The sequence below is a fragment of the Mycolicibacterium sp. TUM20985 genome (assembly GCF_030295745.1).
Taxonomy (GTDB): Bacteria; Actinomycetota; Actinomycetes; order Mycobacteriales; family Mycobacteriaceae; genus Mycobacterium.
Map to the genome: position 1 here is coordinate 4,983,901 of NZ_AP027291.1, position 14,952 is coordinate 4,998,852.

Sequence of the window (14,952 nt, forward strand, 5' to 3'; positions counted from 1 at the left end):
ATCGCAGGTCAGCCGGGGTCCTTACGGACGTGCGGGTACTCCGCCTCACGGTCCTGGAACGCCAGGATGTCGGGGTTGACGATGGTGCCCTCCCGAATCTCGATCGCCCGGCGCACCGTCTCGTCGTCGTCCCATTCCGGCGGGCCACCGAGAATCGTTGGCAGATAGGGAATCAACGCCTCACTGATCTCCCACGTGGCGGCGTTCCACAGATACGACGGGCTGTGGTCGACGGCGTAATAGGTGGTGTTGTTGCCCACGATGAAGGCTGGATCGTCGAAGGTGGTGGGCCGCGCCCAGCTGAAACCCATTGCCTCGTCGCACGATACGTCGATCAACAGGCTGCCCGGCCGGAACGACTCCAGGTCGTCCTCGGCGAGGAAGACCAGCGGCGCGTTCGGGTCCTGCAGGACGCAGTTGACGATGACGTCGTGCTCGGCCAGAAACCCGGCGAGCGGCACCCTGCCGTCGTCGGTCAGCGCGAAGCTCGAGCCATCGTCCCCGGACTCGAATTGCACGATCTCGGCGGAGTGGATCGGCGACGCCACCTCGGCGACGTTGCGGTTGGTCAGGATGTCGATGTCGTGGATGCCGACCGCGTTCAGCGCCGTCACCGCCCCGCGCGCGGTGGCGCCGAAGCCGATCACCGCGGCCCGCAGCCGTCGCCCGTAGGTGCCCGTCGACCCGATGAGCTCCAGGGCGTGGAACACCGAGCAGTAGCCGGCCATCTCGTTGTTCTTGTGGAACACGTGCAGCTTGAAGGAGCCGTCCTTGCGCCAGAGGTTCATGGCCTCGAAGGCGATCAAGGTCAGCCGGCTGTCGATCGCCCGCTGCGTCAGCTCCGCGTCCTGCACACAGTGCGGCCAACCCCACAGCACCTGACCGTCCCTGAGCTCGGCGAGGTCGTCGGCGTCGGGCTTGGCCAAGAGGATGACGTCGCACTCGGCGATCAGCTCGGCCCGCGATCGAATCCCCGCTACCGAGCGCGCCAGTTTCTTGTCGGAGATCCCGAACTGCTCGCCGTATCCCCGTTCGAGGTAGATCTGGGCGGCGACGTCCTTGTCGATGCGATCGAGATGCTCGGGGTGGATCGGCAAACGCCGCTCGTTCTCCTTGTGAGTGACGGCAATGATGCCGAGACTGAGCCCACTCAATTCACCCTCCCGAGGCGGCTTTACACCGAGGTCGAATGTCGACTCGGTCCAGATCAACGTACGCTTGGCTGGTCAGCCTCCGGGGTTCGACCGACTATTGAATGATCTGAGGCGCCCGTCGTGACTACCAATACCAACGTGCTGATCGTCGTCGCCGTCCTGGTGGCGCTCGCACTGGCCGGTGTGGTGGTCGGCTTCAAGCGCAAATTCCGGGCCGAGCGTCGGCTGCTCGGCGGCGCCACCATTCTGGACGAGATTGCCGAAGATGCCCTGTTCGCGCAACACCGTGAAGAGGCGGCCGCCGAGGGGACCACCAAAAGTCAAGCGGCGCAGCTCGATAGCGGCATCGAAGCGTTCCGCACCCGCACCAGGCCGCACGAGTCGCCGGACGTCAAGGATGCCGCCGACATGCGCGAGCAGTTGAAGGACTGACCCGCCTTCACCGGATCGACACCAACTGGTCGATCGAGTCGAACGGCAGCTCGCCATCCACGATCGCCGTCACGTTCATCGAGTTGAGGACGATCGCACCCTTGTGGTTGGCGAGGAACGCGGTATCGGAGGCGTCGCGCCCGGTGGCGATGCGCACCAGGCTCTGCCGCGGCGCCAGTAGCGTGGCGTCGACGACCCGCCACTGGTCCTCCACGAAGGCCTCGGCGACCGCGTGGAAGTCCATGGGGGACAGCCCGGGGGCATACGCGGCGACCAAGCGGGCCGGCACGTTGACGGCGCGCAGCATGGCCACCACCAAGTGGGCGAAGTCGCGGCAGACACCCGCACCCGCGAGCAGTGTGTCGACGGCGCCGTCGATCGGATCACTGGACCCGGCGACGTAGTTCAGCCGGCCACCTACCCAGGCAGCGACGTGCTCCAGCAGGGTGGCGGAATCGGCGTATTGGCCGAATTCCGTTGCCGCGAAACCATAGAACTTATCGGCCTCGGCGTATCGGCTGGGCCGTAGATACACCGACAGGTCGTAATCGGTCACGGGCGCCGGATCGGTTCGGCCGGTGATCGTGGCCGAATACGCGACCTGGAGATTGCCGCCCGCAGCCCAGAACTTGTGAATCCGGTTGCCGTGCGCGCCACTGATCTCGACGGGGAACACTGGCTTGCCGTCCAGGGTGAACGTCAACGACTCGAAGACTTCGGTATGCGGGTGCGGAGCGACGGCGATCTGGAATTCCAGCGTCGTCGGTGCGGTGATGTCGACGTCGAGCTGGCAGCCCACGTCGCGTTTATAGCGTGGCGTCATTCAGAAACGGTAGAGAAGCGCCGAGCATTCTGCAGCGTGGAGAGTACGGCCAGGGTCGAGGCCGCACCCTGATTGCGGTCGATCCCCTCGGCGTGCAGTGCGTCGAAGCCCGCGCCCGTCTCCGGATCCCACATCGGTTGGCCCCCGGCGTTGGCACCTTCGAACCAGGCCACCGCTGCCCTGACGCCGTCCGGCCACGCTGGGCTGGCGTCGACCGTGGCAGCCCGGGCGCACGCATCCGACATCGCGGCCACCTCGACGGGCTGGCGATCGAACGCGGGCCGCTCGCCCGTGGCCTCGTAGTCGAGCAGCCACCCCAGCAGGTCAAGACCCCGCCGAGAGAGCTCGGGGCGCTCGAGGGCGGTGCCCGCGGCGATCATCGCCTCGGCCACGACCGCGTTCGCCTGGCAAAGTTGGGTTTCGGGCCAGGGCCATTCGGTGTCGGCACTGGGTGCGGGCACGCTGTCCGCGTACGCCGTCAGCAGCGCGCGGGCTATGGCGTGATCGGGCTCGACGGAGAGGATCTCCGCGGCGCCAACGGCCGCATAGGCCATGGCACTGGGCAACGGTGACCGCACCTGCGCGGCGCGCTCGAACTGGATGACGCAGACCCGTCGCACCAGACCCACGCTGCTGTGCGCGGCGGCGGTGCCCAGGGCCCACAGGCAACGGCCCCACCACTCCTCGAGGGTCGGCTGGTCGGTCCATCTGCCGTTGGCGTCCATGTGGTTGCGGCACGTACCCGCATAGGACTGCGCCTCGTTGAGGAAGCGCACGGCCAGACCGGCCAAGCCGTTGATCACGCCACCCGGATCGGGCTGGCGGGTGGCCACGACGAGCAGTCGGGACATGTCGTCGGTGGTGTACCCGCCGCCACGCTCGGGTTCGGTGAGCAGGGCGTGCTCGAAGGTGCCGCGCCGATCTGACATGTGCAGCAGGTGGTCGAACACGGGAAGCGGTGCGGTCGTCATACGAGTGCCGCCCGCTCGACGAGCAGCCGCTGCGCGAGTGACATGTACGCGGCGGCGGCGACCGGCCAGCCCAGCGTCGGAGCCAAACGCCTTGCCTCCGCGGCCATGTCACCGGTCATCCGCGGATCGGTCAGCATGCGGCGCAATGCGAACGCCAGGGCCTCCGGGTCGTCGTGACTCACGACCACCCCGGCGCCGCTGCCGAGGAGTTCGACGGCGTGTGGGAAGGCGGTGGCCACGACGGGCCGGCCCGCGGCGAGCGCGTCGACGAGCACGCCGGAGTTGGCCTGATCGGTGGAGTCGTACGGCAGCACGACCGCGGCCGAGGTCTGGATCAACGCCGACAGCGACGCGGTGCTGCGGTAGATCGAGTCGAAGCTCACCGCGGTACCGACACCGAGGCTGCGGGCGCGTTCGACGCAGGCTTCGCGGTAGGCCTCACCCTCGGCGGCGAGTACCCGTGGATGCGTGGCGCCGGAAATCAGGTAGCGCGGCTGCCCGCGCAAGTCCTTGAGCGACACCATCGCGTCGATGACCCGTTCGACACCCTTGCCGGGACCCATCAAGCCCCAGGTCAACAGCGTCGGTCGGCCGGCCCTCTTCAGGGGCGCGACGGTGGGCAGGGTAGCGCCGCGGCCGATCGTGACGACCGTGTGGCGATCGATGGCGTAGTCGGTGTGCAGACGTTCGTTGGCGGCTTCGGACATCACGACGATCCGGTCGGCCTTGATCCCGATCTGCTCCATCACCGAACGTTGCCGAGCCGTCGGATTCTTCGGGACGGTGTGAGCGACGACCACGATCGGGACGCGTAGCCCGTCGATGACGTCCAGGACGTCGGCGCCCTCGGTGCCGCCGTAGATGTCATAGGCGTGCTGAATGACGGCGACGTCACGCTGATTCAGCAGTTCGGCGCACGCCGCTACCGAAGAACTAGAACCGGCGACGAGCTCTCCGACCACGGACTCGCTCGATGCCTCCTCGCCGTCGGCGATCCGGACGACGCCGACGTCGGATCCCTTGGCGGACAACCCATGAGCCAGGCCCGCGCTGAACGTCGCCAGGCCGCAGGGCGTCGGCGGGAAGCTGGTCAGCATGCCGATGCTGGGCGGCTTGTGGCGCGACGGCGTTCCGTGGCCGCCGAACGACGGAAAACGGGGTGGAGCGTTCAAAGGTGTTCCCAACTGACGGATGTCACCGGAGTGTCCGGCGTGAGCGGCTGCTCGAGGAGAACAGCGGCGTACAGCTGCTTCGATCCCGGACTTGTTGGGTTCCCAACGCAGTCAACGGTACCACCCCGACAACCCCGAAGTACCCCCGCGGCCCAGCATTCGCACTGCTAGAGGGCCTGTTGACGGATCAAGCGGTCCAGTTCCTGGCCTGGGCGCGCCGCACCGCCTCATCGACGACGACCGCTGCGACCTCGGCGAGCTTGCGGTGTTCGCTCCGACTCATCGCCTGCAGTTGACCGAAGGCCTCCTCGGCACTTCGACCCGTCCGTCCGCGGATGATCCCGATGGCTTGGTCGATCACCGGGCGCGTCGTCAGCGCCTCCGTCAGCTGGACGTTCAGCGCAGGGCCTCGGCGAGGACCTGCGCGTTGTGAACCGCGGCGGCCGCCGGTCTGGCGAACATCTCGCCCAGCCGCTCGGCATGCTCGTCGAAGACGTCCTTGGCGTGGGAGTACACGCCGATGGCCCCGACCACGCGATCGGGCAGCAGCAGCAGCGGCAGGGCGAGCGCGCTGTGCACGCCCATCCGACCGACGCGTGGGCCGAACCTCGGCCACGCTTCTCCCCGCCCAGCGAGCCGGAGCGCACCGCCCGCCGATCCCGTACGGCGGTGATGCAGGGCCCTTCGTCGAGGGTGACGTACTGGATCTCGTCGATCGCGGCGACGAACGGGTGGCTCGCCGCCAACGCCGCAACCGCGGTCTCGGTCGCACCGCCACGCAGCAGCGTGACGCCGGCACCGTCGGACCCGGGTATCGCGCGGCACGTGAAGGCCGCCACCTGCGCGAGCAGCTCGGGCAGACCGAGGCTGCCCGCGAGCAGACCTGCGAGATCGTCGATACCCGCCCGTAGGTCAGCGCCGTCCGCGTCCTTCGCGGTGACCTCCGCCATGCTCGTTCCTCCCAACCGGGGTGATGCCGCGAACCACAGTGGGATGACGACCAGCCGATGCTCGCCGCCGGCGCTGGCGACACAGTGCAGGCCCGAGTCCGCCAGTCGGATCGACGGTGGTCAAACCCGTTGCGACACAAGGCCTTCAGGGAAGTCTACCGGCCGTCGGCCCGCGGCGGAACAGACGTCCGCGATCGAGGATGCCATCGGCGATAGGGGACTAATGGCACCTATTTCACCGAATGATTGACGAGCCGGTAGCTGACAGCTAACGTCAATCCCAGGGTTGGGACAGCTTTGCTATCGGGGGGAGCCGAAATGGGGCGTTGGAAGCTTTTTGCACCGTTGGGGAGTACTCACGGCGATGGCGAAGGGTGCCCGGTCTGCGATCACCCTTTCGGTCATCTCAACCACGCCTGCATCAGCTCGATCGGCGCCGTAACGCCGGCGGTGGTCAACCTGCCTTCGCGGCTGCCGGAGACCGTCGTCGCCTAACCGCCGCTATCCGGTCTCACCGGTAGTAGATCTCGCGCCCGCTGGGATATCCCCCACCGGTCGTCGTGAGATGGACGTGGTCGTAGTGGCCGGCTCCCGTGTTACGCGAACCACTCGGCGTGTAGTAGACACCGCGCCAGATCGCGTCCTGCAACCCGAACCTCGCCGCGTTCTCCAGCGCGTACGCCACGATGCGGTTCCCCAGCGCGATGCCCTCGGCAGAGCCGGGGTTCGGGATCATCACGTCCAGCGCCAAGCCGTCGGGATGCCACCGCAGGGCATCGGGCCGCACGCCGCCGATCTCGTGGATGCCGGGAAAGACGATGCTGATGCTGCGGGAGAGGAAGATCGTCTTCACCTGCAGGCCGCGCTCGGGGGCGATGCCCGCGGGCAGGATGCGATGCATGTCGATGACGCGCCACCGAGAGGCCGCGGCCGGCACCGCGGGCGCCCCCACCTGGGCCGGCGCGGCGGAGGCAAAGAGTGCCGCACCCGAGCCCGCCGAGTAACCGGCGTCCGACACCGAGACGACCTCGAGGCAGCACGGCGGCGCGCTCGCCACGACGGGTTTCGCCTCGACCTTGGCGGCCGGCGGTTCGGCGCCGGTCGCCGCAGCGGTGAGAACGGCGAGCGAGGCGACGACTCCGACCAGCAGAATCGGCGGTCTGCGCCGCCGACTCCTCGCCATCTCGTGCCTGCCCACGAGAGCACTTTATTAGAAGACGGGACATGAATAGCAATCTTTCCGAGATCTAATCGTGATCTGTCACTAAATGCACCCGCAAATACGCGAGCGACGGGCCGCATTCCGTACCACCACGGGCGGTAGCCACCGGGCGGAGCGCAGGAGGCCGGCCGCGCTGACCTCGGCGCCGGCGTTGCATCGGCACGTTACGACGCCCGCCCCTACATCCCTGCCACCGCGCCGGCCAACGTCGGCTACGCCGCGGCCGAGCGCCACTTCTCGCAAGCTCGCCTGAATCCCGAACTGCTGATGATCGAGACCGACCACCACCTTCGGGATCCGACCGACATGATCTTGCTCGAGCGGGTTGCCAAGGCCGTCTTCCACACCGACGGCATCGCCCAGGTGCAGTCGATCACGCGACCGTTGGGGACCCACCTGACGATGATCAACTACGCCGACACCTTCCGGCATCGACGACCAGGCGGCAGCGACGCTGCAGAACGCCACCGCGCTGGGCCAGGCCTATGACGCGTCGAAGACCGATGACTCCTTCTACCTGCCGCCGGAGGCGTTCACCAACCCGGAGTTCCTGCGCGGGCTGAAGCTGTTCCTCTCCCCGACGGCCACGCCGCGCGCATGATCGCCACCCACGGCACTCAGCCCAGGAGGCCGTCAAGGGAACGCCGTTGGCGGGATCCAAGATTTAACTCGCTGGTGGCCGCGTTCGTCCTCGTCGGCACCGTCTGTGTCGCTGGGTGCTTCCTTCGGGCTGTCGGCGCTGATCTGGCAGGACCTCCTCGGCATCCCGCTGTACTGGATCATGTTGGCGTTAGCCGCAATTCTCCTGTTGGCGGTGGGCTCGGACTACAACCTGCTGTTGATCTCGCGGTTCAAGGAGGAGCTCGACGCCGGCGTCGACACGGGCATCATCCGGGCGATGGCGGGTTCCTGGCGCGGTGGTTCACCGCCGCCGGTCTGGTGTTCGCCGCGACCATGGTCTCGTTCGTGTTCGCCGATCTGCGCATCCTCGGTCAGATCGGCACGACGATCGCGCTCGGCATGCTCTTCGACACGGTGATCGTGCGGTCGTTCATGACCCCGTCGATCGCCGCGCTGCTCGGGCGCTGGTTGTGGTGGCCCCTTCGGGTGCGAAACCGTCCGGTTCCCAAGCCCTTTGGCTCCGGTGACACCGATAGCCGACAGCTCTCCCCGGTCTGAAGCGCTCCGGTCGGTCCTTGGCCGCGATGGCGGATCGGAGTTACCGTTTTGGCGCATCGAAGAGCTCCGCTCGGTATAGGGTGCTCCGATGACTGCCGCCGACCTGCACGGAACCAGCTCCGTGGGGCCCGGCGACGCCCTCCAGGCGGACCACTTTCGCAAGACATTGTTCGAGGAGCGGGAACGCATCGTCGATCACGTGGCCAAGCACCGGGACCAACTCGGGCGCCGACTCGAGATGGGGACGATCTCCGGCGTGGCGCACCTGCGCTCGCAGGTTCAATCCCTGGAAGCCGAGTTGCGCTACGTCGACGGCCTCTTGGCGAAGCTCGACGGCCGGTTCGCCGGCCCGCCGACCGACCGCCGCTAGCCGCTCAGCAAGCCAAGTTGGGTTCGCGCACCACGCTCCACGAAGAGCGGGATGAAATCCCGGATGGGGCGCCGATCGAAACGGGCGTAACAGCCGTTGACGACGTCGGCCACCTGCTCCCCCGGGACGCTGGGGTATTTCTGCACCAGTCTGTCGACCACTTGGTCGATGACCGTCCGTTCGCTCGACTCGATCACCCCCTCAATTTGCTCTCCATTCATCCGGACGTCAACTTCGCCGGGAAATTGCGCCATGTCTTAAGGGAAACGCGTTCGCCGCGCCAACATTAGGAATTGATGAGACGATCACGGAATGGTTGATGACCACAGCACGGCGCAGGCGCGAGAGCTCTTGCGCGAGTTGCGTCAACACGCCCTCAGCATCTCGCAAAAGCTCGACGCCGTCGAGAACTGTCGTCGTCGTACATCTGCGCGCGGGGCGATGTTGCAACGTCGGCAGTCATCATCGCTGCGCCGGGAGTTGCACGAGGCTCGCCGGCTCATCGACGGGCTTCATCGCCAGTTCCCCGACGCGCTCACGACCGAACGCGTGGGCTGCTGAGGCGTCGGACCGTAACGCTCGGCCGACCGGGATCGCCAGGCCGCGTCGCACACAGTCACGGGAGTGGACATGAACAATCCGGTCGGCCAGACGCGCGGCACGGGGCGGGCGGACGAGTCGGTGGACCGGCTGCGCGCCGACTACGACCTCACGCCATACAACTCGGACGCGTTCCCGCAATCTGCGCCGGGCCAGCTCGCGGCGATCGGCCACGTCTTCGGACTGCGAACCCCGGTAGCGTCGGGAGCGCGTGTTCTCGAGATCGGTTGTGCCACAGGCGGAAACCTCATTCCCTTCGCCGCGACGCACCCCGGCGCGCAGGCGGTCGGCATCGACCTGTCACAGGTACAGGTCGACCAGGGGCGCAGCCGCGCCCAAGCCATGGGGCTCGACAACGTGCAGTTCGTCGCCGGCGACATCGCGCAGGTCGACTCGACCTCCTGGGGGCAGTTCGACTACATCATCGCCCACGGCGTGTACAGCTGGGTCCCGCCGAACGTGCAGGACGCCATCCTGTCGGCGATCCGCCGTCTGCTCGCGCCCGACGGGATTGCCTACGTCAGCTACAACACCTATCCCGGCTGGAAGGCCAAGGAGGTGATGCGCGATGCCATGATGCTTGCCAGCGGCGCCAGTGCCACCCCGCAAGACAAGGTGCGCGAGGCGCGCGGCATCGTCGACTTCCTTGAGGACGTAGCTCCGCAGGACGGTGTGCTGGCAAGGGTTTTGGCCGAATTCCGGGCTCGTGACGAGGGCTTCGGCGACTCCTACCTGCTGCACGACGAACTGGAGTCGTTCAATGCGCCATGCTATTTCTACGAGATGGTCGGGCGGGCCGGCGGGCATGGTCTGACCTACCTGGCCGAAGCCCGTCCTGAGACGATGTTCCCGGCCAACCACGGGCCGCAGGTCGCCGAATACCTGGCCCAAAAATGTTCCGGCGTACAGGTACTCGTCGAGCAGTACCTCGACTTCGTGACCAACCGCACGTTCCGCGAATCGTTGCTGATCCATGCCGAACGCGCACCGCAGATCCGTTACGACCTGCATCCCAGCCGGTTCGATGGACTGCACCTGGCCGCCTGGACTCCGCCGGTCGACGGGCTGACCCGGATCGACCAATCACGCCAAGAATACGAAGTTGCCGACGGCGCGACGCTGTTCACCAACGATCCCGGCCTGAAGGCCACGCTGGAAGCGCTGAATGCGCGCTGGCCCTGGACGCAGTCCCGCGACGAGTTGATTGAGGAGGTACGGGCCCGGCTCGTGGCGGCAGGACTGGACCCGAGCGCTGAACTCCCGGGCCACGTCGACAACCTGATCGGGGTGCTCATCGCACAGGGTCAGGCGCGCTACCGACTAGAGCCAGTTTCGCCGCAACGGTGCTCGACCGGGTCCCTGCGCCTGGAGACATCGATCCGACGGCTGGCGGAACTGACCCGCGAGCACGACGAGGCATCGATCTACAACCTGTGGCACGAGGCACTTCTGCTGTCACCGGTGGACCGCCAGCTGCTGCCACTGCTCGACGGCACCCGCGATCGCACGGCACTGCTGGAGGCGCTGACGACCATCATCGGTGACGCCGATCGCCGGGATGAGCTCGCCGCGGTGATCGACTCACTCCCGGAGCGTCTGACCGAGATGAAGCTGATCCGCGTCGACTGACGGGACGACGTGGCGCCCGGATGAACGGTCGGGAACGTTCTGGTGCAGGGTGGCGCGACCGGGCAGACCGTCGCAATGATGGTGATCATGAACGCATTCGTCTCCGTGTACGTCGATTGGGCGGCAACCGAACACGACGTGCGAGCAGCCATTGCGACCCTGCCCAAACCGGTGGGAGTGTCCCTGGTCGCCGTAGCCGCCACCTCCGACACGTTCGGTTGCCGCACGGCCGTCGACCTCATCGGAAGCTTCGACGAAGCGAGGCAGGGCCGTCACATCGCCCGGCACTACGCCACGCAACTGTCAGCAGCTCTCGGCTTGCCGGCGTTTGCGCTGAGCGACCTCATCCTCGCCGACAACTCGGAGTGGTGAACGCCGTCGGTGAGGCCCTCGCCTATGCCGGGATCACGGGCCCGAGCATGGGGAACAGTCGCCGGAGAACATTCAGCCCTGACGGGTGCGGTTAGAAGAGACCCAGCTCTCGCAGACGCGCACCGTAGGCGTTCACGTCGGCAGCGAACAGCCGCGGTTGCTCGAAGGCGGCGAAGTGCCCACCACGCTCCTGATGCGTGTAATGCACCAGGTTGTAGTGCTTCTCGGCCCAGACCCGCGGCGTCTGCAGGATCTCGCACGGGTACACGGCATAACCGGTCGGGACGGCGACGCGGCCCTGCCACGGGCTCAGCGCGCCGGTCCCCGTGCGCGCCGATTCGCAGTAGAGGCGCGCTGCCGACGTCGCCGTGCACGTGAGCCAGTAGAGCATGAGGTTGTCGATCAGGCGGTCGGTGCTCACCGGCATACCGTCGCGGGTGTCGCACCATGCGTCGAACTTCTCGAGGATCCAACCGGCCAGCCCGAGGGGAGAGTCGTCCAGTCCGTAACCCACCGAATGCGGACGCGTCGACTGCACGTCCATGTACGCGGTGCCATTGGCCACCTGGCCGGAAGTCCGGACCATCGCCGCGATTTCGTCCTCGGTGACGCCGTCCATCACATCGGGCGCGCCTTCAGCGGGTAGGGCGAACAGCATATTGGTATGGATGGCAACGACATTGGGGGTGAAGTGCTCACCGAGGTACCGGGTGACGAGCGCGCCCCAGTCGCCGCCCTGGGCTACATACCGGTCGTAGCCGAGCTGGGCCATCACGTCGGCGACGGCGGCGGCGACCTTCACGACGTCGACCCCCCGCTCGCTGGTGGGCCCCGAGAACCCGTAGCCAGGCATCGATACGACCACGACGTGGAAGCGGTCCCGCAGCATCGGCAACGCGTCCAGGAACTCGACGATGGATCCGGGCCAGCCGTGGGTGAGGACCAACGGGATGGCTCCGGGGTCCGCCGATCGCGCATGCAGCAGATGGACGCGCTGTCCAGCGGCGATGGCGGTGAACGAACCCCACCCGTTCAGTTCGTCTTCGGTGCGCCGCCAGTCATACCCACCCGTCCATCGCTCGACGACCGCGCGCAGGAAGCTCTGATCCGTCCCGTAGTCCCCGCCCGCCCCGTCGATCTCCGCCGGCCAGCGGGCGGTATCGAGGCGGCGTTGCAGATCGTCGAGCTGCGACTGAGCGATCGCGATGGGGAAGGGCTCGGGCATTGCGGTCCTCTCGGGTGCGTTCGGTCATGGCTGGGCTGGTGCGGACACGCGGCCGAACACCGCGGGCATCAACTGGTTGAAGACGTCCGCACGCTCCCACTGCAGGAAATGGCCTGCACCCGGAACTACCAGTGGCCCAATGCGATTGCGGAACGCCCGCTCACACCGGGGGACGAAGTCTTCACCGATGGCGTGGTCGTCGGGCCCATACAGGATCAGGGTCCGGACGTCGACGGCGTCCATCAGGGGGAATTCGGGCATCGCCCGGTCGTAGGCCAGCTGATAGGTCGCCCAGCCTGCGCGCAACCGTGCTTCGTCGGAGAACGGTTCGGTCATGAAGTCGACGTCCGCCTGCTCGAAGGCAAATCGCGAGGCCCAGAGCCGGCTGGTGTACATCGAGGCGACCCACTGTCGACGGGCCTGCTCCGAACCCAGCATCGCGGCCAGCTCGTCGGGAAACGCTCCCTGCATCCACCGGTAGTCCCCCGTCGGATCGGAGCCGGCCGCCCCAGTAGCGATGTCATCGAACGTGATTCCCGAATAGTCGACGCCCATCGGCGGCACGGTGTTGAACACGCAGAACCCGTCCACGAAGCCGGGGTAACGGTGGATGAGGTCGGTGGCGACGACGCCGCCTACGTCGCTCGCCGCGATCACGCACGACGCATGACCCAGGTGGTCGTGGACCAACGCGTGAAGGTCGCGTGAGTAGGTGACGATGTCGTGCTGATCGTCGGGCGGAAGATCGCTGTCCCCGAAGCCCCGCAGGTCGGGTGCAATGACCTCGAAGCCCGATGCCGCCAGCACCTCGACGTTACGCCACCAGATCCGCTTGGTCTCCGGGTAGCCGTGGATCAGCAACAGCGGTACCCCGCCGACACCCTCCCGAACATAGGACAGCGAAACACCCTCGGCGACAACGGCCTTCTCGATCGTGAAGGCGTCCGGCGGTGGCAGGACGGGCTGCGTGGGCCGATGCCGCGGGTCGTATCGAAAGGCCACTCAGCGGGCTCCGCGCACCAGCCGACCGGGGCGTGCACCCGTGTCGGCGCCAGCGCGGCGCGTGACGACTCCGCTGACGACGGTGGCGTCGTAGCCCGACGCACCCTGGACCAACCGGTGCCCACCCGCCGGCAGGTCGTAGGCCATCCGCGGGGCGTGCAGCGTCAACGCGTCCATGTCGATGACGTTCATGTCGGCCTTCTTGCCCACGCCGATGACGCCGCGATCGGTGAGACCGAACAGCTGCGCGGTGTCGTGCGCCTGCTTGCGGATGACGTACTCCAGCGACAGCTGAGCGCCGCGGTGACGATCCCTCGCCCAGTGCGTCAGCAGGAACGTGGGATAGGACGCGTCACAGATCATGCTGCAGTGCGCACCGCCGTCGGAGAGTCCCACGACGCCCGCGGGGTGGGTGATCATCTCGCGGATGGCGTCGTGATTTCCGTTGGAGTAGTTGAACATCGGGTACATCAGCATGTTGCCCGCATCGGCCTCGAGCATCAGGTCGTACATCGTGGCCAGCATGTCCTCCCCCCGCTCGCGCGCGATCGCGGCGACCGTCTGATCGGCGGTGGGTTCGTAGTCGGGCGGCTGGCCGAGGTAGTACAGCCGTTCGCTGCCGTACTGGGCCAGGGCGAACATGCCGTCGAACAGCTTGTTGGGATCGATCGGTAGATCGTCCTCGGCCAGGATGGCTGCCCGCACTGCGGGTTCGGCGAGCCGGGCGGCGAGTTCCTCACGGGAGCACTCGGCCTTCAGCCGCCGATAGGTCGGTCGGTGGGTGAAGGCGTGATGGCCGGGAAACCCGAGCAGCATGCCGAAGGGGCGCGCCGCGATCTGCGGGTGCAGTCGGCTACCGGCATCGTGGGCGGCGGCCGAGATGTCGAGCTGCTCACGCCACAGATCCGGGGCGGCGTCGACCTGGATCAGCGCAAAGCTGAGGGCGCAGTCGATCTCGGCGCCGAGCCGCTGCATCCACTCCAATTCCTTCTTGGGGGCCACGATGTCCTCACCCGCCGCGCCCTGCGGGGCGAGCTCGAAGACACTGGCCCCACCCGCCGCCATGGCGCGGCCGAGGGCGAACAGTTCATCCTCGGCGGCATACGTCCCCGGGACGGGTTCACCGTCCATCGCGCGGTGGGCAATGGTGCGCGATGACGAAAAGCCAAGTGCGCCAGCCTCGACGGCCTCCCGGACCAGCCGGCTCATTGCAGCGATGTCCTCCGGGGTGGCCGCCTCGTTGCGCGCGCCGCGCTCACCCATCGCGTATGCGCGAACCGTGCCGTGCGCGATCTGGCTGCCGAAGTCGACGGCCAGTTCACGCGTGCCGATCACGTCGAGGTACTCGGCGTAGCTCTCCCACCCCCACGTGATGCCCTCGGTCAGCGCCGTGCCCGGAATGTCCTCGACACCCTCCATCAGCGCGATCAACCACTCCTCGCTGCCGGGCCGCACCGGGGCGAACCCGACGCCACAGTTGCCCGCGACGACCGTCGTCACACCGTGATTGCTGGACGGTTCGAGCACGCTGTCCCAGCTGACCTGACCGTCGTAGTGGGTGTGGATGTCGACGAAACCCGGCGCGACGATCTTGCCCGTGGCATCGATCGTCTCGGTCGCGTCGCCCTCCAGCGGGGCGTCGCCTGGACCGCGGCGGCGGATCTCGACGATCTTGCCGTCCTTGACTCCCACGTCCGCGGTGAATCGGTCAGCGCCAGTGCCGTCCACCACGGTCCCGCCGGTGATCTTCAGGTCGAACACGTCTTCCTCCTCGCGCGCAGCTGCCCGGATCGTCGTCGAGAATGTAACACCGTTACAACCGCCAATGTAATACCGTTACAGGCGCGAAAG

General features: G+C 67.1%; 17 protein-coding genes and 1 pseudogene. 7 read left to right on the forward strand and 11 right to left on the reverse strand.

Features of this window, described 5'->3' with window-relative positions; genetic code table 11:
* Nucleotides 1-8 precede the first annotated feature (8 nt).
* Nucleotides 9-1,154, reverse strand: a complete 1,146-nt coding sequence (locus QUE68_RS24390) for a N(5)-(carboxyethyl)ornithine synthase (protein WP_286274575.1) — start codon at nt 1,152-1,154, stop codon at nt 9-11.
* Nucleotides 1,155-1,292: 138 nt separating this feature from the next.
* On the opposite strand from QUE68_RS24390, the gene QUE68_RS24395 reads away from it, so the two are divergent.
* A complete protein-coding gene (locus QUE68_RS24395) occupies nt 1,293-1,586 on the forward strand; it encodes a hypothetical protein (protein WP_284228911.1) in 294 nt (97 codons plus the stop codon).
* A 7-nt stretch (nt 1,587-1,593) separates the two neighbouring features.
* On the opposite strand, the gene QUE68_RS24400 is transcribed toward QUE68_RS24395, so the two are convergent.
* The 5 genes from QUE68_RS24400 to QUE68_RS29580 form a co-directional block, all read right to left on the reverse strand.
* Nucleotides 1,594-2,409, reverse strand: a complete 816-nt coding sequence (locus QUE68_RS24400; protein ID WP_286274576.1) for a transglutaminase-like domain-containing protein — start codon at nt 2,407-2,409, stop codon at nt 1,594-1,596.
* Complete coding sequence (locus tag QUE68_RS24405) at nt 2,406-3,380, reverse strand: glycosyltransferase (RefSeq protein ID WP_286274577.1); 975 nt, start codon at nt 3,378-3,380, stop codon at nt 2,406-2,408. Before QUE68_RS24405 ends, QUE68_RS24400 begins: the two co-directional genes overlap by 4 nt.
* Entirely contained in the window at nt 3,377-4,477 is a 1,101-nt protein-coding gene (locus tag QUE68_RS24410; RefSeq protein ID WP_286275938.1) for a glycosyltransferase, read from the reverse strand. Before QUE68_RS24410 ends, QUE68_RS24405 begins: the two co-directional genes overlap by 4 nt.
* Before the next feature lie 262 nt (nt 4,478-4,739).
* The gene (locus QUE68_RS29575) at nt 4,740-4,913 is read right to left on the reverse strand and encodes an ANTAR domain-containing protein (RefSeq protein ID WP_353507015.1); all 174 of its coding nucleotides are present in this window, start codon (nt 4,911-4,913) and stop codon (nt 4,740-4,742) included.
* Between the two features lie 35 nt (nt 4,914-4,948).
* Complete coding sequence (locus QUE68_RS29580) at nt 4,949-5,230, reverse strand: GAF domain-containing protein (protein ID WP_353507034.1); 282 nt, start codon at nt 5,228-5,230, stop codon at nt 4,949-4,951.
* Here QUE68_RS29580 and QUE68_RS29585 point away from each other — a divergent pair.
* Nucleotides 5,149-5,463, forward strand: a complete 315-nt coding sequence (locus QUE68_RS29585; RefSeq protein ID WP_353507035.1) for a hypothetical protein — start codon at nt 5,149-5,151, stop codon at nt 5,461-5,463. The genes QUE68_RS29580 and QUE68_RS29585 overlap by 82 nt on opposite strands.
* 550 nt (nt 5,464-6,013) lie before the next feature.
* On the opposite strand, the gene QUE68_RS24420 is transcribed toward QUE68_RS29585, so the two are convergent.
* Nucleotides 6,014-6,700 (reverse strand): hypothetical protein, encoded by a 687-nt coding sequence (locus tag QUE68_RS24420; RefSeq protein WP_286274578.1) that lies wholly within the window; start codon nt 6,698-6,700, stop codon nt 6,014-6,016.
* A gap of 198 nt (nt 6,701-6,898) precedes the next feature.
* On the opposite strand from QUE68_RS24420, the pseudogene QUE68_RS24425 reads away from it, so the two are divergent.
* Together QUE68_RS24425 and QUE68_RS24430 are read left to right on the forward strand one after the other, a co-directional pair.
* Nucleotides 6,899-7,903, forward strand: a pseudogene (locus QUE68_RS24425) (MMPL family transporter); the annotation flags it as partial.
* Nucleotides 7,904-7,991: 88 nt separating this feature from the next.
* Complete coding sequence (locus QUE68_RS24430; protein WP_284228919.1) at nt 7,992-8,273, forward strand: hypothetical protein; 282 nt, start codon at nt 7,992-7,994, stop codon at nt 8,271-8,273.
* On the opposite strand, the gene QUE68_RS24435 is transcribed toward QUE68_RS24430, so the two are convergent.
* Nucleotides 8,270-8,527 (reverse strand): three-helix bundle dimerization domain-containing protein, encoded by a 258-nt coding sequence (locus QUE68_RS24435; protein WP_284228921.1) that lies wholly within the window; start codon nt 8,525-8,527, stop codon nt 8,270-8,272. The genes QUE68_RS24430 and QUE68_RS24435 overlap by 4 nt on opposite strands.
* Nucleotides 8,528-8,585: 58 nt before the next feature.
* Between QUE68_RS24435 and QUE68_RS24440 the strand changes: the two genes are divergently transcribed.
* The 3 genes from QUE68_RS24440 to QUE68_RS24450 all read left to right on the forward strand — a co-directional run bounded on the left by QUE68_RS24440 (nt 8,586) and on the right by QUE68_RS24450 (nt 10,874).
* Nucleotides 8,586-8,834, forward strand: a complete 249-nt coding sequence (locus QUE68_RS24440; protein ID WP_284228923.1) for a hypothetical protein — start codon at nt 8,586-8,588, stop codon at nt 8,832-8,834.
* A 69-nt stretch (nt 8,835-8,903) separates the two neighbouring features.
* Nucleotides 8,904-10,502, forward strand: coding sequence for a class I SAM-dependent methyltransferase (locus tag QUE68_RS24445; protein WP_284228925.1), 1,599 nt, complete (start codon nt 8,904-8,906; stop codon nt 10,500-10,502).
* Nucleotides 10,503-10,589: 87 nt separating this feature from the next.
* The gene (locus QUE68_RS24450; RefSeq protein WP_284228927.1) at nt 10,590-10,874 is read left to right on the forward strand and encodes a hypothetical protein; all 285 of its coding nucleotides are present in this window, start codon (nt 10,590-10,592) and stop codon (nt 10,872-10,874) included.
* A gap of 91 nt (nt 10,875-10,965) precedes the next feature.
* On the opposite strand, the gene QUE68_RS24455 is transcribed toward QUE68_RS24450, so the two are convergent.
* The 3 genes from QUE68_RS24455 to QUE68_RS24465 are packed head-to-tail and all read right to left on the reverse strand — an operon-like array spanning nt 10,966 to nt 14,862.
* Nucleotides 10,966-12,099, reverse strand: coding sequence for an epoxide hydrolase family protein (locus QUE68_RS24455; RefSeq protein ID WP_284228929.1), 1,134 nt, complete (start codon nt 12,097-12,099; stop codon nt 10,966-10,968).
* Between the two features lie 24 nt (nt 12,100-12,123).
* Nucleotides 12,124-13,101, reverse strand: coding sequence for an alpha/beta fold hydrolase (locus QUE68_RS24460; RefSeq protein ID WP_284228931.1), 978 nt, complete (start codon nt 13,099-13,101; stop codon nt 12,124-12,126).
* Nucleotides 13,102-14,862, reverse strand: a complete 1,761-nt coding sequence (locus QUE68_RS24465) for an N-acyl-D-amino-acid deacylase family protein (protein ID WP_284228932.1) — start codon at nt 14,860-14,862, stop codon at nt 13,102-13,104.
* Nucleotides 14,863-14,952 lie beyond the last annotated feature (90 nt).

Bases quoted from the DNA above. Each gene is read 5' to 3' on its own strand.
- QUE68_RS24400 (WP_286274576.1), bottom strand. From the start codon at position 2,409: ATGACGCCACGCTATAAACGCGACGTGGGCTGCCAGCTCGACGTCGAC.
- QUE68_RS24410 (WP_286275938.1), bottom strand. From the start codon at position 4,477: ATGCTGACCAGCTTCCCGCCGACGCCCTGCGGCCTGGCGACGTTCAGC.
- QUE68_RS24440 (WP_284228923.1), top strand. From the start codon at position 8,586: ATGGTTGATGACCACAGCACGGCGCAGGCGCGAGAGCTCTTGCGCGAG.
- QUE68_RS24445 (WP_284228925.1), top strand. From the start codon at position 8,904: ATGAACAATCCGGTCGGCCAGACGCGCGGCACGGGGCGGGCGGACGAG.
- QUE68_RS24430 (WP_284228919.1), top strand. From the start codon at position 7,992: ATGACTGCCGCCGACCTGCACGGAACCAGCTCCGTGGGGCCCGGCGAC.
- QUE68_RS24450 (WP_284228927.1), top strand. From the start codon at position 10,590: ATGAACGCATTCGTCTCCGTGTACGTCGATTGGGCGGCAACCGAACAC.
- QUE68_RS24455 (WP_284228929.1), bottom strand. From the start codon at position 12,099: ATGCCCGAGCCCTTCCCCATCGCGATCGCTCAGTCGCAGCTCGACGAT.
- QUE68_RS24435 (WP_284228921.1), bottom strand. From the start codon at position 8,527: ATGGCGCAATTTCCCGGCGAAGTTGACGTCCGGATGAATGGAGAGCAA.
- QUE68_RS24405 (WP_286274577.1), bottom strand. From the start codon at position 3,380: ATGACGACCGCACCGCTTCCCGTGTTCGACCACCTGCTGCACATGTCA.